Raw genomic sequence first — 18,474 nt, forward strand, 5'->3', positions numbered from 1 at the left:
CGTCGCGACAGCCCCTCCCGCTCAACCGACGCAACAACCCGTTCGCGAAGATCCATCGAATAAGGCTTGCCCATCCTTACCAACCTCCTTGCCTAGCAAGAAGGTTGAATCAGATTTGCCACCCTAGGGGAATCCCTTCGATTCAGCCTCAATTCATCCCGCTCTAGGGCGAGAGAAAAGGTATGACGAGCTCAGATCTTTCCTGGATGAGGAATTCGGGAAAGACACAGATGTTCGGCATGCCCATGAGTGCGAGGTCATCTGGGATGAGGGGCAAAAGATAGGGCGCTGAATGAAGTTATCACCAGATTGAAATCAGGGGATTATGTAATTAACCACCAGTTTTTGGGCGCTTCCTATGCCTATAAATTAAATAGGATTGATGTCTCTGACTATCTGAAACATTCTTTTGTATCCAAATACCAGGAAATTTCTTCCTTAGATCTTATAGATTTTGTTCACTTAACCTTGCATGGAATAGAGCGGTCAGAGGAACTAAAGAGAACTGCAAAAATAGTTTTGCATGACTGACCAGCTTTTCGGATGGCACATTCGAGGTGGCTACGGCGCGAAGATCGACCAGTTCATCATCCTGGCCAGCTTTTCCAGCGCGATCGAGCCCAGCTTGGAATTGCCGTTGGCATTGAGGCCGGGCGACCACACGGCAAGCGACGCCACGCCCGGCACGATGCCCAAGATGCCGCCGCCAACGCCGCTCTTGCCGGGAATGCCGACGCGGAAGGCGAAATCGCCGGAGCCGTCATAATGGCCGCAGGTCAGCATCATCGCACCAATGCGCCGCGCTCGCTCGGCCGACACCACGGAATGCCCGGTCGCCGGGTTCTTGCCGCCATTGGCGAGGAAGCGGCCGGCGAGCGCCAGTTGCCGGCAACTCATGGCAATGGCGCAGTGGTGGAAATAGACGCCCAGCGCCAGCTCCGGTGCATGGTTGAGATTGCCGAAGGATTTCATGTAGTTGGCAAGCGCGAAGTTGCGATAGCCAGTGGCCCGTTCGGAGGCCGCGACCTCGCGGTCGATAATGATCGTCTCGTCATCGGCCAGGAATTGGATGAAGCGCAGGATTTCGCCGATCGCCTCGCGCGGCTGGTGGCCGCCAAGCAGGATGTCGGAAACGACGATGGCGCCGGCATTGATGAACGGATTGCGCGGAATGCCGTTCTCATGCTCGAGCTGGACGATCGAGTTGAACGGATTGCCCGACGGCTCGCGTCCGACCCGCTGCCACAATGCGTCGCCGACATTGCCGAGCGCCAGCGTCAGGGTGAAGACTTTCGAGATGCTCTGGATCGAAAAGGCTTGATCGGCGTCGCCCGCCATCAGCACGCGGCCGTCATTGGTGACGGCGGCAATGCCGAACTTCTTCGGGTCGACCTTTCCGAGCTGCGGAATGTAGGTGGCGACGTCACCACGATCGGTGCGTTGCGCCATTTCAGCGGCGACTTCGGCCAGCGCCTGTTCGAGTTCCGGCATGGCTCTACCTCAACCAGCGTTCGATGCGCGCCATCGCCTCGACCATGTCGTCGTGGCTGCCGGCATAGGAGAAACGCATCGTGCGGTGCCCCGCCTGGGTGTCGAAGTCGCGGCCGGGCGTCGCCGCGACATGCGCCTGCGCCAGCATCTTTCGCGCGAAGGCCATGCTGTCGTTGGTGTGCCTCGTGACATTGCAAAAGGCATAGAAGGCGCCATCCATCGGCGCCGCCAGCGGAAAGCCGAGTTCCGGCAGGCGTTTCATCAAGAGCTCGCGATTCCAGGCATAGCGGCCTTTCACCACTTCCAGCTCCTCAGTCGCCTTGAACGCCTCGATCGCGGCGATCTGCGACAGTTCCGGCGGCGAGATGTAGAGGCTCTGGGCGACGCGCTCGACCGGCCGCACCAGTTCTTCGGGTAGCACCATCCAGCCGATGCGCCAGCCGGTCATGCAATAGTATTTAGAGAACGAGTTGATCACCGTCACGTCGCCGCCATAGGCAAGCGCCGTGGTGTCGGGGGCGGCATAGGCCAGCCGATGGTAGATTTCGTCGGAGATGACGGCGATGCCGAGTTCCTGCGCCGCCCTCACCAGGGCCGCCAGCTCATCGGCCGGTATCACCGCGCCGGTCGGATTGGCCGGACTGGCGAACAGGACGCCTTTCAGCGGTTTTTCGCGTTGCGCGGTTTCCAGATGACCGGCATGCAGATAGGCGGCGTCGCCGAGCTCGATCTCGACCACGTCGATGCCGAGTGCGGCCATAATGTTGCGATAGGCGGGATAGCCGGGCGCGGCGATGGCGACGCGGTCGCCCGGATCGAACATCGCCAGGAAGGCGAGGTTGAAGGCGGCCGACGATCCGGTGGTCACCGCGATCCGGCTCGGCGGAATGTCAAGCCCATAGTGATCGCCGTAGTGTTCGGCAATCGCCTTGCGCAGCGCGGCGAGGCCGAGCGTGTCGGTGTAGCCGATACGTCCGTCCTGCAAGGCCTTGGCCGCGGCCACGCGAACGCCGATCGGCGCCGGGTCGGAGGGCTGGCCGACGGCCATGGAAACGACCGGCACGCCCTGGGCCTTCAGGCGGTTTGCCTCGGCCAGAATGTCCATGGCATGGAAGGGCTCGACATTTCCACGACGTGAGAGCGAAACGACCATTTAACCAGTATTCCCGATGGTTGAGGGCGCCAGGCTCTGGCGCATGCGCCGCACAAATGCCCGATTGATGTGAGGATCACAAGTTGAGGAAGTTTCCGGCGCCGACTTTTCATCTTTCGCCCGCTCGTCTACCAGTGGAACCGTCATGTTGAGCCTACCCAGATCGACGATTGCCCAGGCAGCGCGCGTCTTCGCGACGCTTTCGCTTGGCGCCGCCGTCGCGGTGGCGAGTTCGGTCAGCGCCTTCGCCCAGAACGTGCCTGTGGTACGCGACGCCGAGATCGAAGCGCTGGTGCGCGACTATGCGCGGCCGATCTTCAAGGCGGCGGGGCTGGCGAATGACGGCATCGACATCGTGCTGGTCAACGACCAGAGTTTCAACGCCTTCGTCACCGGGCGCCGGCTGTTCATCAACACCGGCGCGCTGATGACAGCCGAAACGCCCAACGAGATTATCGGCGTCATTGCCCACGAAGCCGGCCATATCGCCGGCGGCCACCAGCAGAAGCTGCGCGACCAGCTCGAACGCGCCAAGACGATGGCCATCATCGCGACATTGCTTGGCGCCGGCGCCATGGTCGCCGGCGCCACCACCAACAGCCGCGGCCTTGCCGGCGCCGGCATGGGCGTGGCGGCGGGCGGCGGCGAGATGGCGCAGCGCAGCATCCTCGCCTATCAGCGCACGGAGGAGATGACGGCCGACCGCTCGGCGATCACCTATCTCAACGCCACCGGCCAGTCCGGCATGGGCATGCTGAAGACGTTCCACCGTTTCCAGACGGCGCTGTCGCTGTCGGGCGCGCAGGTCGATCCCTACCGGATCAGCCATCCGATGCCGCAGGACCGTATCGCCAATCTCGAAGTGCTGGTGAAACAGAGCCCCAATGTCGACAAGGTCGACCCGCCGGCACTGCAGCAGCGGCACGACATGATGCGCATGAAGATCGCCGTCTACATGGAAGGCCAAGCGGCGGCGGCGCGGCTGATGCGCAAGATGCCCGGCAGCCTCGCCGCGCAATATGGCGAAGCCCAGTCGACTTACCTGTTCGGCAACATCGCCACCGCGCTCGCCAAAACCAATGCACTGATCAAGGCGCAGCCGAAAAATGCCTATTTCCAGGAACTGCGCGGCGATATCCTGATGAAGGCGAACAAGCCCAAGGATGCCGCGGATGCCTATGCCAAGGCGGTCAGCCTCGACCCGGCGCGGTCCGGCTTGCTGCCTGTCTCCCTTGGCCAGGCGCTGATGGCCGTCGGTACGCCAGAATCCCTGAAGAAAGCCGTCGTGCAGATCAACAATGGCCTCGGGCGCGATAAGGAAAATTCCGCCGGGTATCGCTATCTGGCGCAGGCCTACGGCGAACTGGGTGACATACCGGGCGCCGAGCTTGCCACCGCCGAAGGTCATTTCTATTCCGGCAACTACAAGGATGCTAAGATTTTCGCCATGCGGGCACAGCAGCAGATGAAGCGCGGCGAACCGCGCTGGCTTCGCGCCCAGGACATCATAAATTACGCACCATCAACCAAGATCAAGTGAACCTTCCGGCCGCGCGCTGCGACACAGTCGGAACCGGGCCGGAAAACAGGTAGAAGGAACAGGAACGATGAAAAAGGCACTGCTGCTGGGCACCACGGGGGTTGCGGCCGCCCTGGCCATGCTGGCTTTCGGATTCGTGGCCGGAAACCCGCAGATTGCCAAGGCCGGTACGGCACAGCCCGCACAGACGGCGGCGGCCGACACCAAGATCGACCGCACCGAGGTCGAAGGCATCATCCGCGACTATCTGCTGAAGAACCCGGAAGTCCTTCTGGAGGTCCAGGACGCGCTCGAAGCCAAGCAGAAGGAAGAGCAGCGCATCGCCCATCTCGGCGTCATCAAGGATGCCAAGGACCAGATCTTCAACTCGGCCTTCGACGGCGTCGTCGGCAACCCGAACGGCAAGGTCACCATCGTCGAGTTCTACGATTACAATTGCGGCTTCTGCAAACGCGCCATCGACGACATGCGGGCGCTGACCAAGTCCGATCCGGACCTGCGCTTCGTGCTCAAGGAATTCCCGATCCTCGGACCGGATTCGCAGAAGGCGAGCGTCGTTTCGATGGCCTTCCACCTGATGAAGCCGGAAAAGTATGGCGAGTTCCACAACGCGCTGCTCGGCGGCCAGGGACGCGCCACCGAGGCGGCGGCGATCAAGATCGCGCTTTCGCTCGGCGCCGACGAAGCGACGCTGCGCGAGAAGATGAAGGATCCGTCGATCACCGAGGCCTTCTCCAAGACCTACGATCTTGCCAACAAGCTGGCGATCACCGGAACGCCGTCCTATGTGGTCGGCAACGAGGTCGTTTTCGGGGCGCTTGGACAGGAAGTACTGGCTGAAAAGATCGAGGCGGCGAAAGCCGCGCTCTGATTTTGCTCACGAGCACATTCTCACGGGCACATTTCCGCGCGTTGTGGACAGTGAAAGATCGCACTTGCGCTCTTTTCGCAGGCGTCTATGCCCATTATAGAGGGCCCAGCGCGCCGGCTTGATGTCGGCGCCGGGAAAGGTCGGCTTTTTTGAAAACGGTTTTCGTCCTGAACGGTCCCAATCTCAACGCGCTCGGCAAGCGCGAGCCGGGCACCTATGGCGGCAAGACGCTTGCCGCGATCGCAGACGACTGCAAGCAGGCCGGCGCGGCGCTTGGCCTCGAGATCGATTTCCGCCAGTCGAATCACGAGGGCGACCTTGTCGACTGGATCCAGGAAGCCGGCGACAAGGCTGCCGGTATCGTCATCAATCCGGGTGCCTACAGCCACACCTCGATCGCTATTCACGACGCCATCCGCGCCATCGCGCCGCTGCCCGTCGCCGAAGTTCATCTTTCCAACATCCATGCGCGGGAACCATTCCGCCACGTGTCCATGGTCGCGCCGGTTGCCGTCGGCATGATCTGTGGCTTTGGGCCGCTCGGCTACACGCTGGCGCTACAGGCGCTGGCCGCACGCCTATGACCGGCCAACAAACAGAAGGCTCGAAAATGTCGATAAAGAAGACCGGTGTTGACCAGCAGCTGATCCGCGATCTGGCGGGCATACTGAACGACACCAACCTCACCGAGATCGAGGTTGAACTGGGCGACCTGAAAGTGCGTGTCTCGCGGCAGGCACCGGCCGTGCACGCGATCGCGGCACCCCAGCCGGCCTATGCGCCGTCGGCCGGTCAGCCCATTGCTGCGGCAGCCCCGGCGGTGGTCGACGTGTCGAAGAATGCGGTAACCTCGCCCATGGTCGGCACCGCCTACCTGGCGCCATCGCCGGACGCCAAGGCGTTCATCGAAGTCGGTCAGAAGGTCAAGGAAGGCCAGACGCTGCTGATCATCGAGGCGATGAAGACGATGAACCAGATTCCCTCGCCGCGCACCGGCACGGTGACGGCGATCCTGTTCGAGGATGCGACGCCGGTCGAATACGGCATGCCGCTCGTCGTGATCGAGTAGAGCGGGCCGGATGTTTCAGAAGATCCTCATCGCCAATCGCGGCGAAATCGCGCTTCGGGTGCTGCGCGCCTGCAAGGAACTCGGCATCCAGACGGTGGTGGTGCATTCGACCGCCGACGCCGATGCCATGCATGTGCGGCTGGCCGACGAGAGCGTCTGCATCGGGCCGCCACCATCGCGCGACAGCTACCTCAACATCCATCAGATCGTCGCGGCCTGCGAGATCACTGGCGCCGATGCCGTGCATCCGGGCTATGGCTTCCTGTCGGAGAACGCCAAGTTCGCCGACATCCTGGCCGCCCACAACATCACCTTCATCGGCCCGTCCGGCGACCATATCCGCATCATGGGCGACAAGATCGAGGCCAAGCGCACCGCAAAACGTCTCGGCATTCCGGTGGTGCCCGGTTCTGACGGTGCGGTTACCGATGAGAAAGAGGCCAGGCGCATTGCCGGCGAGATCGGCTATCCCGTGATCGTCAAGGCGTCGGCCGGCGGCGGCGGACGCGGCATGAAGGTGGCGCATACCGAGGCCGACCTCGAAGTCGCCTTGCAGACGGCGCGCTCGGAAGCCGGTGCTGCCTTCGGCGACGATGCCGTCTACATCGAGAAATACCTGGAAAAGCCGCGCCACATCGAGGTGCAGGTGTTCGGCGACGGCTTTGGCCGCGGCGTGCATTTCGGCGAGCGCGACTGTTCGCTGCAGCGTCGCCACCAGAAGGTCTGGGAAGAGGCGCCCTCGCCAGCCCTCAATGCCGAGGAGCGCGCGCGCATCGGCGGCGTCTGCGCCAAGGCGATCGCCGACCTCGGTTATTCCGGCGCCGGCACGATCGAGTTCCTCTACGAGAATGGCGAATTCTATTTCATCGAGATGAACACGCGCCTGCAGGTCGAGCATCCGGTGACCGAAGCGATCACCGGCATCGACCTCGTGCACGAGCAGATCCGCGTGGCGTCGGGCGGCGGACTTTCGGTCAAGCAGGAAGACATCAAGTTCAACGGCCACGCCATCGAATGCCGCATCAACGCCGAGGATCCGCGGACCTTCACCCCCTCGCCCGGCACGATCACCCACTTCCATACGCCGGGCGGCTTGGGCATCCGCGTCGATTCCGGCGTCTATTCCGGCTACAAGATCCCGCCCTACTACGACAGCCTGATCGGCAAGCTGATCGTGCATGGGCGCAACCGCGTCGAGTGCATGATGCGGCTGCGGCGCGCGCTGGACGAATTCGTCGTCGACGGTATCAAGACGACGTTGCCGCTGTTTCGCGATCTCGTCGGCAATGCCGACATCGCCAACGGCGACTATGACATCCACTGGCTGGAAAAATACCTGGCCAAGGAAGAGTAGTCCGGGGAAGCGATGACCCGTCCCTACGCGCCCGGCTATCGCATCCCGACCGACCTTTTGCTCAAGGCCTATGCCTCGGGCGTCTTCCCGATGGCTGAAAGTGCCGGCGACCCGGAGGTGTTCTGGGTGCGGCCGGAAACGCGCGGCATCATCCCGCTTGATGGTTTTCATACGCCGAAAAGCCTCAGGAAAACGATCAAGAAGCATCCTTTCGACATTCGTTTCGATTTCGATTTCGAAGCGACGATCGACGGCTGTGCCGAAAAGCGCGAGGAGCGCCGGTCGACCTGGATCAATGCGCCGATCCGCGAAGCCTATGTGCAGCTGCATCGGATAGGGCATTGTCATTCGGTCGAGGCATGGCGCGAGGATCGGCTGGTCGGTGGCCTCTATGGGGTGTCGCTTGGCCGGGTGTTCTTTGGCGAAAGCATGTTCGCCAGGGAGACGGACGCTTCCAAGACCTGCCTTTATTATCTCGTCGAGCGGTTGAAGGCGCGAGGCTTCGCGTTACTTGATACGCAGTTCACCACCGAGCACCTCAAGCGCTTCGGCGCGGTCGACGTGCCGCGCGGCAAGTATGAGAAGATGCTGGCCGACGCGCTGAAGGGCGAGGCCGTATTCCATCCCTGACGATCGAGCCTCTTACTTCCCGGCCGCGGCTTCCAATGGCGTCTGCGAATGGAACATCATCTTCCAGCCATTGACGCGATGGACGTAGCCGGTGCTGACCAGCGCTGCGTAGGGTTCACCGTTCTCCCGCGTTGCATGCGCCTCGTAGGTCAGCATGATGATGTCGCTGCCGGGTTCGATTATTCCCTTGAGCTCGATGTCGAGATCGCGCCAGCGATTGGGTTTGGTTGCGGTCTTGGCGAGATCGGCATTGTCCATCGCCTTGGCCATCTGCGGAAATGCCACCAGGCATTCGGTGTCGGCATTTGCCACGTAGTAGGCCGCGTCGCCCGTCCAGAACCCCTTTTCGAGTTCGAGCAATTCCGCCTTGCCGGCGGTGATCCGCTTGCTGTCTGACATTGGAAGATCCTCCATACGCATGAATGCGCCGTCATCCGTGCCCAACGCATGGTGGCCCGGACGGTTCCGGAGGATCAATTGGCTTCGGTGGTATCCGGTTCGGTGGTGTCCGGCTCCGTGGAATCGGGCTGTGCCATATCCGGAGTGGCAGCAGGCTTCGGCTTGGCCGCGGCAGGCTTCGAAGCGTCGGCTTTGGTCGCGTCAGCCTTGGCGGCGTCGGGCGCCGGCACATCCGACTTCTGCTTGCATTCCTTCAGCCAGACGTCATAGACGGCATGTTCGACGGCGTTGAGGCCGGGGCTTTCGGCAAACATCCAGCCGGTGAAGATGCGGCGGATCTTTCGGTCGAGCGTGATCTCGTCGACCTCGACGAAGGAATCAGTCTTCGGCTCTTCGGTCTGCGGCCGCGAATAGCAGACGCGCGGCGTCACCTGTAAAGCACCGAACTGCACCGTCTCGTCGATATAGACATCGAAGGTGATGATGCGGCCGGTGATCTTGTCGATGCCGGCAAACTCAGCGACGGGATTGGTGACCCGGTCCGCTCCCGCGGGCGCCGCCGGCGCCGGTGCAGCGGGTGCGGGTTCAGGCGAAGCGGCAAAGGCCGCGGTGCTGACGGCAAGACCGGCGGCTAGCGTCAGGGCGCCCGTCGATATTCGGTTGAAAAAGCTCATCTAGGGGTACCGGTGGTTCGCGCCCGGGTGATTCTGTCGATCGCCAAGGCTAGTCGCCGTTTTCTGATCAGCAAGCAGCTAAACACCAATTGTGGCGATAAAGGACCGGCCTGCACCCACCCGTTACGACCCGGGTGTCCAGGCGTCATAGTCGCCCGTGACCTGCGGCCGATGCTGATTGGTCAGCACCGAGCCCTTCGGGCGATAGGCTGAAGGCGTGCCGGTCAGATTGGGCTGATGTGGCTTCTGCCAGTCGCGCGGCTGGTAGTCCTCGCTGGTCGGCGCGACATCGACACGGTGATGCATCCAGCCATGCCAGCCGGGCGGTATCGCGGAGGCTTCCGAATAATTGCGGTAGATCACCCAGCGGCGCGTGCGGCCTTCCGAATCGATGCCGCCTTCGTAATAGACGTTGCCCGTCTCGTCCTGGCCGACCTTCTTTCCATGCCGCCAGGTGTGCAGGCGCGTTCCCAGCGTCTGGCTGTTCCACCAGGTGAAAAACTGCGTAAGGAAAGTCTTCATCTCAGAACCCTCGCGCTGGCAGCGCCCGTTTCCTGCTTATGGCGTCAGGCCTTCGGGAAGGCAAGGGTTTTGCCGCAGGGAGCACGCAAATGGCTTGCCGGGAAACCCGACACAAGCCCGTGATCTTCTCGACCGCAAGATGCGCGCTTGCCAAGCCTTTGCGGTCTTTCTAAAGCTTTGCGCGCCCAAGCAGGTATCCAACCCGCCGCAGGCCGAAGGGGGTGACGATTGGCCACGGAATTGCCGACCACCGACATTCGCATCAGCGCCGACACGATTCGCCGCCGCAAGGGCGGCACACCGATTGTCTGCCTCACGGCTTACACCTATCCCATCGCCCGCTTGCTCGACGACCATGTCGACCTGCTTCTGGTCGGCGACAGCGTCGCCATGGTGCTGCACGGGCACAAGACGACGCTGGGTGCCTCGCTCGAGATGATGATCGCGCATGGGCAAGCGGTGATGCGCGGCTCGGCCAAGGCTTGCGTTGTCGTCGACATGCCGGCCGGCAGCTATGAGGAATCGGCAGCACAAGCCGTCGCCTCGGCGCGACGGATAGTCGACGAAACCGGCTGCCAGGCGGTGAAACTGGAAGGCGGCGTCGACATGGCCCACCAGATCGCGGCCATCGTCGCTGCCGGCATTCCGGTCATGGGACACATCGGCCTGCTGCCGCAATCGGTCGAGAAGGACGGCGGCTACAGGATCAAGGGCCGCACGGACGAGAATGTGGCAGCGCTGTTTGGCGATGCGCAAGCGGTCGAAAGCGCCGGGGCCTTCTCGGTCGTCATCGAAGGCACGGTCGAGACCGTCGCCGCCGACATTACTCGCCGCATCGCCATTCCAACCATCGGCATCGGCGCCAGCGGCGACTGCGATGGCCAGATCCTGGTCATCGACGACATGGTCGGTCTGACCGTCGACCGGGTGGCGAAATTCGTCAAGGAATATGCCGACCTGCGCAGCGTGATCTCGCGTGCCGCCGAGCACTATGCAGCGGAGGTACGAAGCCGGACATTCCCTGGCCCCGACCATGTCTTTTCGGCGACAAAGCGCGGGGATGACGCATGAGCCGGCCCGTCGTCGTCGACAGCGTTGCCGCACTGCGCGCGCAAATCCGCGACTGGCGGCGCGACGGCCTTCGTGTCGCCATGGTGCCGACCATGGGCGCGCTGCATGACGGGCACATCTCGCTAGTCAGAATCGCGCTCGAAAGAGCCGACCGCTGCGTCGTGTCGATCTTCGTCAACCCGACGCAGTTCGCGCCGACGGAAGACCTAGACAAGTACCCGCGCCAACTCGCCCACGATCTCGACCGGTTGGGAATGGCCAGAGCGGACCTTGCCTTCACGCCGACGGTTGGCGAGATGTATCCCGCCGGCTTTGCCACCAGGATCTCGGTGGGCGGCCCTTCCGCCGGGCTCGAATCGGACTTCCGGCCGACGTTTTTCGACGGTGTCGCCACCGTGGTGGCAAAGCTCTTCCTGCAGGCAACGCCTGACTGCGCGATCTTTGGCGAGAAGGACTACCAGCAGCTTTGCGTCGTCAGGCAACTCTGCCGCGACCTTGATCTGCCCGTCGAGATCATCGGCGCACCGACGATACGCGACGCACATGGTCTCGCCATGTCGTCACGCAACGCCTATCTCGGCGAAGCCGAACTCAAGATCGCCCGCCAGTTCAACGTGATCCTGAGAAAAACGGCTACTGACCTGGCAGCCGGCGCGGATCAAGGCGACGCGACCGGCAGAACCAGCCGTGCCCTGATCGCGGCCGGTTTCCGCGAGGTCGACTATGTCGAGGCCCGCGAAAGCCTGACGCTCGCGCCATGGCGTCACGACCGCGATGGGCGCCTGCTTGCGGCCGCCTGGCTCGGCAAGACCAGGCTGATCGACAATGTGGATGTTCCCTCCGCCTAGCGCGGCATTTTGCTGCTCTCTCTCATTCGTCCGCTGGTCCTGACGAACAGTTGCCCCGCAACGATCCCAATAACCCCGGCTGATGCTTTCACGAGTGCATCGGCAAACTGCGCGTGGCGGCCGGGATCAATGATCTGAAGCAGTTCCAGGACGCCGGCGGTCGCAACCACAAAGATCGCTGCTTGATACAGGCGATTGGGGAAGCCGAGCGCCAGGACGAAGCCCAACAGCACATACGCCAAGGCGCGCTCAACATTCGCCTCGGCTATGTGCGGCCGCATCTGGATCGGCGACAGGGTTGCGAAAATGATGATGGCGAGCAGCGCCGACGCTGCAATGCGGGACAGTTTGGTCATGTTCCTGCATATCCGTCGTAAGCCGGCACAGCAAACGCTGAGATGACGCATGGCCGGATACGGAACCGATGACGGCCAGCATCGACGGCGCTTTGACGTTTGCGACGGACCCACGGGTGACTTTTTTCGGACCGGACCTGACGCACCCTGATTGTCGCCTATTCCTCGGTCGGCATGTGCAGATACATCGACTGGATGCCGACTCGGCCTGGACCGGTGAAGCGGTTGACGATGAAATTCATGTTGGCGCCGAAGAAGCCGCTCGACAGGCGATCGATCTTGGTCTCCATCCTGACCGAGACATCCTTGAACAGCCAGCCGCCGGGCTCGATGTCGATGGTCTCGCCAGCGGCGAGCGTCTTTTCAAAGACGTTGCCATAGCCATGCAGCCAGACGATGCCATCGCCGGCATCGCCGCGAAAGCGATCGATGAAGAAGCCGCTCTGGCCAAACAGCATCGTCGCCAGGCCGCGCACGCGCTCGAAGCTGTAGTCGACATTGCCGGTGGCGGCGAGGAACTGGTGCTCGCGCACCTGGATCTCCTCGCCACGCCTGAGATGGATCGGTACGATGTGGCCAGGCCCATCGCGGCTGAAGGCGATGATGCCCGCCCCCGACGCTTCGGTGACGAAGATCTGCATGCCGGCCATCATGCGTTTCAGCGCACCCTTCAGCGATTTCAGGCCGATGCTGATGGTGGAATTCTTCCACAGCAGGATGTGGTGCTCGAAATAGACTGGCATTCGCGTCACGTCGACCGAAAGCACCGGCACCAGTTCGCCCGCGATATGATAGGTGACGTCGCCAAAGGTTTCGTCCGACACCTGTGTCGGCATCAGTTCCGGTAAGCTCGGCATGAAAATCCCCCGCGCGCCGCCTGCGTACCGGCTCGTTCCAGCTTCCGCATGGTCAGCTAAAGCAGCTTTGGTGCCGGACCCTCGGGCCGTCAAACGAAAACGTCCCCTCCATCGCACCGCTCGCGCGAAGGTGATCATACGTATGCCAGCAGACGACGGTCAGCCGACAAGAGGCCTGTTGTAGACGAGCGTCGGCTTTCCCGAGGCATCGGTGTGTTTGCCGACATCGGCGGATCGCACGAAGCCGTTCGCCTCGTAGAAGGCGATGGCGCGCGTGTTCTGCTCCTCCACCTCCAGACGGACGGCGCGGGCTTCTGGGAAACTCTCGATGATCTCATCGAGGAGCATACCGCCGATACCTCGTCCCTGCAGGCTAGGAAGCACGTAGAGCTGTTTCAGGACAACCAGTTTGCCGCTGTCGACGCATTCGGCAAGAGCCATGCCGCCGATGCGCTTGCCATCATCGGCAACGAGGAACTCGCTGACCGGCTTGGTCAGCCGCGACCGCAGCGACGCAATCGAGTGCCAGTCGTCGGTGATCTCGGTCACCTTGGCAGCGCCGTAGATAGCGTCATAGGTCGCATGCCAGGTCTCGACCAGCAGCGCGCGGACGGCAATAAGATCGCGCTCGCTGGCGGTGCGGACGAACACCGCCTTACTCGATGCCCAGCTTGGCCTTGACGAGGTCGTTCACCGCTTGCGGGTTGGCCTTGCCGCCGGTCGCCTTCATCACCTGGCCGACGAACCAGCCTGCCATGCTCGGCTTGGCGCGAGCCTGTTCGACCTTGTCGGGGTTGGCAGCGATCACCTCGTCGACTGCCTTCTCGATGGCGCCGGTGTCGGTGACCTGCTTCATGCCACGGCTTTCGACCAGCTGGCGCGGATCGCCACCCTCGTTCCAGACGATCTCGAACAGGTCCTTGGCGATCTTGCCGGAAATGGTGCCATCCTTGATCAGATCGATGACCGCGCCGAGCTGATCGGGCGAAACTGGAGCGTTTTCAATATCCTTGCCGGCCTTGTTCAATTGCCCGAGAAGATCGTTGATGACCCAGTTTGCGGCAAGCTTGCCGTCGCGGCCGGCAGCCACCTTCTCGAAATAGTCGGCGATCGGCTTTTCCGAGACCAGGATCGAAGCGTCATAGGTCGACAGGCCGAGCGACGCGATCAGCCGCGCTTTCTTGTCGTCGGGCAATTCCGGCAATTCCCCAGCCAGCGCGTCGACATAGGCCTGATCGAATTCCAGCGGCAAGAGGTCGGGATCGGGGAAATAGCGGTAGTCATGCGCCTCTTCCTTGGTGCGCATCGAGCGCGTCTCGCCCTTGACGGCGTCGAACAGCCGCGTCTCCTGGTCGATCTTGCCGCCATCCTCGAGAATGGCGATCTGCCGGCGTGCCTCATAGTCGATGGCCTGGCCGATGAAGCGGATCGAATTGACGTTCTTGATCTCGCAGCGCGTACCGAACTCGCCGCCCGGCTTGCGCACCGAGACGTTGACGTCGGCGCGCATCGAGCCTTCATCCATGTTGCCGTCGCAGGTGCCGAGATAGCGCACGATGGTGCGCAGCTTGGTGACATAGGCCTTGGCTTCATCGGCCGAGCGCATGTCGGGCTTGGAGACGATCTCCATCAGGGCCACGCCGGAGCGGTTGAGATCGACATAGGACATGGTTGGATGCTGGTCGTGCATCGACTTGCCGGCATCCTGTTCCAGATGCAGGCGCTCGATGCCGACCTCGATGTCCTCGAATTCGCCCTGACGGTCCGGGCCGACCGAGACGATCACCGTGCCCTCGCCGACGATCGGCTGCTTGAACTGCGAGATCTGGTAGCCCTGCGGCAGATCCGGATAGAAATAGTTCTTCCGGTCGAAGACGGATTTGTGGTTGATCTGCGCCTTCAGGCCAAGGCCGGTGCGGATCGCCTGCTTGACGCATTCCTCGTTGATGACGGGCAGCATACCCGGCATGGCGGCGTCGACGAGGCTGACATTGGCATTGGGTGCTGCGCCGAAAGCGGTCGAGGCGCCGGAAAACAGCTTTGCTTCCGAGGTGATCTGCGCATGGACCTCGAGCCCGATGATGATCTCCCAGTCGCCGGTGGCGCCGGGGATCAGGCGTTTCGCGTCAGGGGTACGGGTATCGATGAGGGTCATGGCGGCCTGCGAATTGCGGTGACTGAACTCACATTTGAACGTGAATTTCACGTCGAACGTGGAAGTCATTCGCTAGTGCAAACTGCCAAAAGAGACAAGCGTAAAGCCACAGGCTGGCCTTTTCAGCCGCTTCGCCCCCGCGCGGGCTTGAATTCGTCCGTTCCGAACTCGACAACCGGTAGACTATGGCTCCGCCGGTCGGTTCACCGGCCGGCGGTTTCGTTCATCGCTCAAGCGGTGGCGATGTAGGCCCTGATCTCGTCGGCCTCGCGCTCGACATCCTCTATGCGGCGCTTGACCACGTCGCCGATGGACACGATGCCATCGAGCATGCCGTCTTTTTCCACCGGCAGATGGCGGAAACGGCCCTTGGTCATGATCTCCATCACCTCGTTGACGGTGTGGTTCTCATTGCAGATCTTCACCTTTGGCGTCATTGCCGAGCGCACGGCGATATCGAGCGCGGCTGCGCCTTCCCTGGCGACAACCCGCACGATGTCGCGCTCTGAAAGAATGCCGACGATCTTGTGATCACCATTGGTGATGACCAGCGCGCCAATCTTGTGTTCGGCAAGGATGCGGATGGCTTCGCTAAGCTTTTCGTTCGGCCCGAGCGTCAATACGTCGTGGCCTTTTTTCTCGAGAATTGCCTTAACCGTCATGGCGTCCTCCTCTGCTTTGCCTGCCGGTTTCCTGCCCTGACCGGCTTTCACATAAGAGTGAACATCGTGCGCCGTGATCGGTTGCATTTCAAGTGCGGCGGTCGGTGGTCTCCCATTCAGGCGCCTGCCATCGTCGGTCGAACCAGCGCAAGCCGAAGAAGCCGGCGACGAAGCCGCCAATATGGGCCTCCCAGGCGATCTGGCTCTCAATTCCCGGGGCAAAGCCGAGAAGGCCGGTGGCGAGATTGATGATCATCCACACGGCAAGGAAGATCACGACGCCGCGCGAGCGCAGTACGATGGCGATTGGCAGCACAGGGCCGGCGAAGGCGGCCTTGCCAGCCGACGAGCGGTCGGTGCGGAAACCGAAACGCGCGGCAGCGCCCATCATGCCAGAAATAGCGCCCGATGCCCCGACGAGCGGCGCTTCTCCATACGGATGCATGGCCCAGAAAAGCGCAACCGAAGCCAGCCCGGTCACGGCAAAGAACAGCGCGAACCAGAGCGTCCCCAGGCGATTTGCCAATGGCGAACCGAAAGCGGCGAGCCAGACCATGTTGATGGCAATATGGGCAAAGCTGCCATGAAGGAAGGCGTAGGTGAACGGGCGAGAGAAAAGGAACCAGTCGAAGCCGTATTGCCCGGTGTAGAGAACAGGGATGAAGGCCCCGTCGTAAAGCAGCGTCAGTTGCTGTTCCTGCGTCAGCACGTACTGCTGCAACAGATAGACGACCGCGCAGATGCCGATCACCGCCAGCACGACAGGTGGCAGATTGAACACCGGCTCGCGCCGCTGTTCGGGTTCATCCTCGATCGGCTCGATTTCCGAGGGGCCTTGCGGTTCGCTCATATGAAATTGCACTCAGCACGGGATTCGGGTTCGAGCATCTAGATCACCCCCGAACGAACCGCAAACGGCGAATCGCTCCATCGCGAATCAAAAAAGAAGCCGTTCAAGGTTTCCCTTGAACGGCTGGTCGAGCCCCATGCTCCCCTAAAACTCTTGACTGAAGTGCTGCCGATCGTCGCGAAACGACCGCTTCTGGAGTGGTTTTTGTGTGCCATGGGGGCCGCTTCGATGCAACGTAAACCACTTGTTAACCTTAACGGCCCCGACCCGTGAACAAGTGTTAACGACGCTGGCACGCTTCCTGCTCCGCAACGCATGTAGGTCATCGGAGGGCGCCCTTCTGTTCACCGATGGGACATCAGACGACAGATTGCGCGGAGCAGCATAGCATGAACCAGAACGGATCGATCACGCTGTTCCAATATTGGAACCGCCTGCGTGACGGACGCCCCGCCCCGAAGCGTTCGGAGGTCGAGCCCGCCGACATCAAGTCGCTGCTGGCCGATACTTTCATCCTGGAAAGGGACACGCGCGGGCAAGCCGTCTTCCGGCTGGCCGGCACCAGACTTTGCGCCTGCTATGGCCGCGAACTCAAGGGGTTCTCCTTTCCGTCGCTGTGGCGCGAGAAGGATCAGCGGCTCGTCTCGCGGCTGATCCATGGCGTCTTCGACCAGAAGTCGGTCGTGCTCATCGCCTTTGAGGGTTTCAGCCGCAACGGCCGTTCTAACAAGTTCGAACTGCTTGCCCTGCCGCTTGACGGCGGCGTCGAAAATCCGCGCTGCCTGGGCGTGATCAGCGCCGTGGAGAAGCCCTTCTGGCTGGGTGCCGATCCGATCACCGACGCCTTGATCGATTCGATCCGCGTCATCGATCCGGAGAAGGAGCTCCTCAACAACCGTCCGGCGATCGATGTTCCCTCGCTCGTTCCCGACCAACTCGAAGCACCCGAGACGATATCGGCGCTCGGCCGCGCGCGCCGTATCCGCCATCTCGTCGTCTTCGATGGCGGGCGCGAGGAATAGACGGCAAATCTCGCAGCAACAGGACCTGCTTTTCCCCTTTGTTAACCCCCATTGTTGTACTTCTCTGATGAAGTTCCTCGCATCGACGCGCGGGATGCCAAACAGGGTGTAGGCAGTCATGAGGTCAGCGGCGATCGACTATGCGCCGTCCCAAGCTGAAAGGCGTAACTTTCAGCGCGTCCGGGTCAAGATTTACGGGCGCTTCATGCTGGAAGACCGCACCGAACACCCTTGCCAGGTCGTCGATATGTCACCGGGCAATGTAGCGTTTCGCACCGACCGCATCGGCATGCCCGGCGAAAAAGTCATCGCCTATATCGACCATATCGGCCGCATCGAAGGTGTCGTCACGCGCACCTTGCAGGACGGTTTCGCGATGACCGTCATCGCGTCCGACCGCAAGAAGGACAAGCTTGCCGCGCAATTGACCTGGCTTGCCAACAAGCACGAGCTCGACCTGCCGGAAGACCGCCGGCACGAGCGCGTAGCGCCACGCAATCCGACCAGCGTGCTGCAGCTTACCGACGGCCGTCAGTACCAGTGCCGTATCATCGACCTGTCGCTTTCCGGCGCCGCGATCGAGATCGACGTCAAGCCGGCGATCGGCATCCAGGTCATGCTCGGCACCATGCGCGGGCAGATCGTTCGCCATTTCGAGGACGGCGTCGCCATCGAATTCGCCGTCATCCAGCGCCCCGAAACGCTCGATTCCGAATTCAACACGCCGCGCACCTGACAAGGCCGACAGAGCGCTCCAGGAAACCGGCCCCTAGGGGCCGGTTTTTTTGTTTTTCATGCCTAGACGGAGAAGCTTCGACGGTCCGAGGCCGTTCCCGACAAGGCCTGCGTGACTTAGGGGCTCGCCGAGCCGAGGTCTCAAAACTCCAAACGATTTAATACTCAAATGATTCAAATTTTATGTTTATTCTATTGGCGTTTTACTCAATATC

General features: G+C 61.8%; 21 protein-coding genes. 10 read left to right on the forward strand and 11 right to left on the reverse strand.

Going from position 1 to position 18,474, the window contains the following annotated elements; translation table 11 throughout:
- Positions 1-561 precede the first annotated feature (561 nt).
- Together B5V02_RS01065 and B5V02_RS01070 are read right to left on the reverse strand one after the other, a co-directional pair.
- Complete coding sequence (locus B5V02_RS01065; protein ID WP_111542426.1) at positions 562-1,491, reverse strand: glutaminase; 930 nt, start codon at positions 1,489-1,491, stop codon at positions 562-564.
- 4 nt (positions 1,492-1,495) lie between these two features.
- Positions 1,496-2,644, reverse strand: coding sequence for a pyridoxal phosphate-dependent aminotransferase (locus B5V02_RS01070; protein WP_111542427.1), 1,149 nt, complete (start codon positions 2,642-2,644; stop codon positions 1,496-1,498).
- A 145-nt stretch (positions 2,645-2,789) separates the two neighbouring features.
- Between B5V02_RS01070 and B5V02_RS01075 the strand changes: the two genes are divergently transcribed.
- The 6 genes from B5V02_RS01075 to aat all read left to right on the forward strand — a co-directional run bounded on the left by B5V02_RS01075 (position 2,790) and on the right by aat (position 8,108).
- Positions 2,790-4,184 carry a M48 family metalloprotease gene (locus tag B5V02_RS01075; RefSeq protein ID WP_111542428.1) on the forward strand — a complete coding sequence of 465 codons (1,395 nt, stop codon included), beginning with the start codon at positions 2,790-2,792 and terminating at the stop codon, positions 4,182-4,184.
- Positions 4,185-4,251: 67 nt separating this feature from the next.
- Positions 4,252-5,055: a DsbA family protein gene (locus B5V02_RS01080; RefSeq protein ID WP_111542429.1), complete on the forward strand. Its 804-nt coding sequence runs from the start codon at positions 4,252-4,254 to the stop codon at positions 5,053-5,055.
- A gap of 149 nt (positions 5,056-5,204) precedes the next feature.
- A complete protein-coding gene (aroQ, locus tag B5V02_RS01085) occupies positions 5,205-5,639 on the forward strand; it encodes a type II 3-dehydroquinate dehydratase (RefSeq protein ID WP_111542430.1) in 435 nt (144 codons plus the stop codon).
- Positions 5,640-5,665: 26 nt separating this feature from the next.
- Positions 5,666-6,124: an acetyl-CoA carboxylase biotin carboxyl carrier protein gene (accB, locus tag B5V02_RS01090; RefSeq protein ID WP_111542569.1), complete on the forward strand. Its 459-nt coding sequence runs from the start codon at positions 5,666-5,668 to the stop codon at positions 6,122-6,124.
- 10 nt (positions 6,125-6,134) lie between these two features.
- Entirely contained in the window at positions 6,135-7,478 is a 1,344-nt protein-coding gene (accC, locus tag B5V02_RS01095; RefSeq protein WP_111542431.1) for an acetyl-CoA carboxylase biotin carboxylase subunit, read from the forward strand.
- A gap of 12 nt (positions 7,479-7,490) precedes the next feature.
- The gene (aat, locus tag B5V02_RS01100; protein WP_111542432.1) at positions 7,491-8,108 is read left to right on the forward strand and encodes a leucyl/phenylalanyl-tRNA--protein transferase; all 618 of its coding nucleotides are present in this window, start codon (positions 7,491-7,493) and stop codon (positions 8,106-8,108) included.
- Positions 8,109-8,120: 12 nt separating this feature from the next.
- Here aat and B5V02_RS01105 read toward each other — a convergent pair whose 3' ends face one another.
- The 3 genes from B5V02_RS01105 to B5V02_RS01115 all read right to left on the reverse strand — a co-directional run bounded on the left by B5V02_RS01105 (position 8,121) and on the right by B5V02_RS01115 (position 9,703).
- Entirely contained in the window at positions 8,121-8,507 is a 387-nt protein-coding gene (locus B5V02_RS01105) for a hypothetical protein (protein ID WP_111542570.1), read from the reverse strand.
- A gap of 74 nt (positions 8,508-8,581) precedes the next feature.
- Positions 8,582-9,181, reverse strand: a complete 600-nt coding sequence (locus B5V02_RS01110) for a DUF2155 domain-containing protein (protein WP_111542433.1) — start codon at positions 9,179-9,181, stop codon at positions 8,582-8,584.
- Between the two features lie 123 nt (positions 9,182-9,304).
- Complete coding sequence (locus B5V02_RS01115; protein ID WP_111542434.1) at positions 9,305-9,703, reverse strand: NADH:ubiquinone oxidoreductase subunit NDUFA12; 399 nt, start codon at positions 9,701-9,703, stop codon at positions 9,305-9,307.
- Between the two features lie 228 nt (positions 9,704-9,931).
- On the opposite strand from B5V02_RS01115, the gene panB reads away from it, so the two are divergent.
- Positions 9,932-10,774, forward strand: a complete 843-nt coding sequence (panB, locus tag B5V02_RS01120; protein ID WP_111542435.1) for a 3-methyl-2-oxobutanoate hydroxymethyltransferase — start codon at positions 9,932-9,934, stop codon at positions 10,772-10,774.
- Positions 10,771-11,622 carry a pantoate--beta-alanine ligase gene (gene panC, locus B5V02_RS01125; RefSeq protein ID WP_111542436.1) on the forward strand — a complete coding sequence of 284 codons (852 nt, stop codon included), beginning with the start codon at positions 10,771-10,773 and terminating at the stop codon, positions 11,620-11,622. The genes panB and panC overlap by 4 nt, the downstream gene beginning before the upstream one ends.
- Here panC and B5V02_RS01130 read toward each other — a convergent pair.
- The 6 genes from B5V02_RS01130 to B5V02_RS01155 form a co-directional block, all read right to left on the reverse strand.
- Positions 11,619-11,978: a VanZ family protein gene (locus B5V02_RS01130; protein ID WP_111542437.1), complete on the reverse strand. Its 360-nt coding sequence runs from the start codon at positions 11,976-11,978 to the stop codon at positions 11,619-11,621. The two genes, panC and B5V02_RS01130, sit on opposite strands and share 4 nt — an antisense overlap.
- A 158-nt stretch (positions 11,979-12,136) precedes the next feature.
- Positions 12,137-12,835 carry an AIM24 family protein gene (locus B5V02_RS01135; RefSeq protein ID WP_111542438.1) on the reverse strand — a complete coding sequence of 233 codons (699 nt, stop codon included), beginning with the start codon at positions 12,833-12,835 and terminating at the stop codon, positions 12,137-12,139.
- 159 nt (positions 12,836-12,994) lie between these two features.
- Positions 12,995-13,486, reverse strand: coding sequence for a GNAT family N-acetyltransferase (locus B5V02_RS01140; protein WP_111542439.1), 492 nt, complete (start codon positions 13,484-13,486; stop codon positions 12,995-12,997).
- Between the two features lie 4 nt (positions 13,487-13,490).
- Positions 13,491-14,990 carry an Asp-tRNA(Asn)/Glu-tRNA(Gln) amidotransferase subunit GatB gene (gatB, locus tag B5V02_RS01145; RefSeq protein ID WP_111542571.1) on the reverse strand — a complete coding sequence of 500 codons (1,500 nt, stop codon included), beginning with the start codon at positions 14,988-14,990 and terminating at the stop codon, positions 13,491-13,493.
- A gap of 230 nt (positions 14,991-15,220) precedes the next feature.
- Complete coding sequence (locus B5V02_RS01150; protein WP_111542572.1) at positions 15,221-15,652, reverse strand: CBS domain-containing protein; 432 nt, start codon at positions 15,650-15,652, stop codon at positions 15,221-15,223.
- A gap of 88 nt (positions 15,653-15,740) precedes the next feature.
- A complete protein-coding gene (locus tag B5V02_RS01155; RefSeq protein WP_111542440.1) occupies positions 15,741-16,502 on the reverse strand; it encodes a rhomboid family intramembrane serine protease in 762 nt (253 codons plus the stop codon).
- A 389-nt stretch (positions 16,503-16,891) separates the two neighbouring features.
- Here B5V02_RS01155 and B5V02_RS01160 point away from each other — a divergent pair, with 389 nt between their 5' ends.
- Together B5V02_RS01160 and B5V02_RS01165 are read left to right on the forward strand one after the other, a co-directional pair.
- On the forward strand, positions 16,892-17,524 hold the full coding sequence (locus tag B5V02_RS01160; RefSeq protein ID WP_111542441.1) for a PAS domain-containing protein: 633 nt from the start codon (positions 16,892-16,894) through the stop codon (positions 17,522-17,524).
- A gap of 118 nt (positions 17,525-17,642) precedes the next feature.
- Positions 17,643-18,260, forward strand: a complete 618-nt coding sequence (locus B5V02_RS01165) for a PilZ domain-containing protein (protein WP_111542442.1) — start codon at positions 17,643-17,645, stop codon at positions 18,258-18,260.
- Positions 18,261-18,474 lie beyond the last annotated feature (214 nt).

The sequence above is a fragment of the Mesorhizobium kowhaii genome (genome assembly GCF_003253745.1).
GTDB classification, from domain to species: Bacteria; Pseudomonadota; Alphaproteobacteria; order Rhizobiales; family Rhizobiaceae; genus Mesorhizobium; species Mesorhizobium kowhaii.

Bases quoted from the DNA above. Each gene is read 5' to 3' on its own strand.
- B5V02_RS01065 (WP_111542426.1), bottom strand. From the start codon at position 1,491: ATGCCGGAACTCGAACAGGCGCTGGCCGAAGTCGCCGCTGAAATGGCG.
- B5V02_RS01070 (WP_111542427.1), bottom strand. From the start codon at position 2,644: ATGGTCGTTTCGCTCTCACGTCGTGGAAATGTCGAGCCCTTCCATGCC.
- B5V02_RS01075 (WP_111542428.1), top strand. From the start codon at position 2,790: ATGTTGAGCCTACCCAGATCGACGATTGCCCAGGCAGCGCGCGTCTTC.
- B5V02_RS01080 (WP_111542429.1), top strand. From the start codon at position 4,252: ATGAAAAAGGCACTGCTGCTGGGCACCACGGGGGTTGCGGCCGCCCTG.
- accB (WP_111542569.1), top strand. From the start codon at position 5,666: ATGTCGATAAAGAAGACCGGTGTTGACCAGCAGCTGATCCGCGATCTG.
- accC (WP_111542431.1), top strand. From the start codon at position 6,135: ATGTTTCAGAAGATCCTCATCGCCAATCGCGGCGAAATCGCGCTTCGG.
- aat (WP_111542432.1), top strand. From the start codon at position 7,491: ATGACCCGTCCCTACGCGCCCGGCTATCGCATCCCGACCGACCTTTTG.
- B5V02_RS01105 (WP_111542570.1), bottom strand. From the start codon at position 8,507: ATGTCAGACAGCAAGCGGATCACCGCCGGCAAGGCGGAATTGCTCGAA.
- B5V02_RS01110 (WP_111542433.1), bottom strand. From the start codon at position 9,181: ATGAGCTTTTTCAACCGAATATCGACGGGCGCCCTGACGCTAGCCGCC.
- B5V02_RS01115 (WP_111542434.1), bottom strand. From the start codon at position 9,703: ATGAAGACTTTCCTTACGCAGTTTTTCACCTGGTGGAACAGCCAGACG.
- panC (WP_111542436.1), top strand. From the start codon at position 10,771: ATGAGCCGGCCCGTCGTCGTCGACAGCGTTGCCGCACTGCGCGCGCAA.
- B5V02_RS01130 (WP_111542437.1), bottom strand. From the start codon at position 11,978: ATGACCAAACTGTCCCGCATTGCAGCGTCGGCGCTGCTCGCCATCATC.
- B5V02_RS01135 (WP_111542438.1), bottom strand. From the start codon at position 12,835: ATGCCGAGCTTACCGGAACTGATGCCGACACAGGTGTCGGACGAAACC.
- gatB (WP_111542571.1), bottom strand. From the start codon at position 14,990: ATGACCCTCATCGATACCCGTACCCCTGACGCGAAACGCCTGATCCCC.
- B5V02_RS01150 (WP_111542572.1), bottom strand. From the start codon at position 15,652: ATGACGGTTAAGGCAATTCTCGAGAAAAAAGGCCACGACGTATTGACG.
- B5V02_RS01155 (WP_111542440.1), bottom strand. From the start codon at position 16,502: ATGAGCGAACCGCAAGGCCCCTCGGAAATCGAGCCGATCGAGGATGAA.
- B5V02_RS01160 (WP_111542441.1), top strand. From the start codon at position 16,892: ATGAACCAGAACGGATCGATCACGCTGTTCCAATATTGGAACCGCCTG.
- B5V02_RS01165 (WP_111542442.1), top strand. From the start codon at position 17,643: ATGAGGTCAGCGGCGATCGACTATGCGCCGTCCCAAGCTGAAAGGCGT.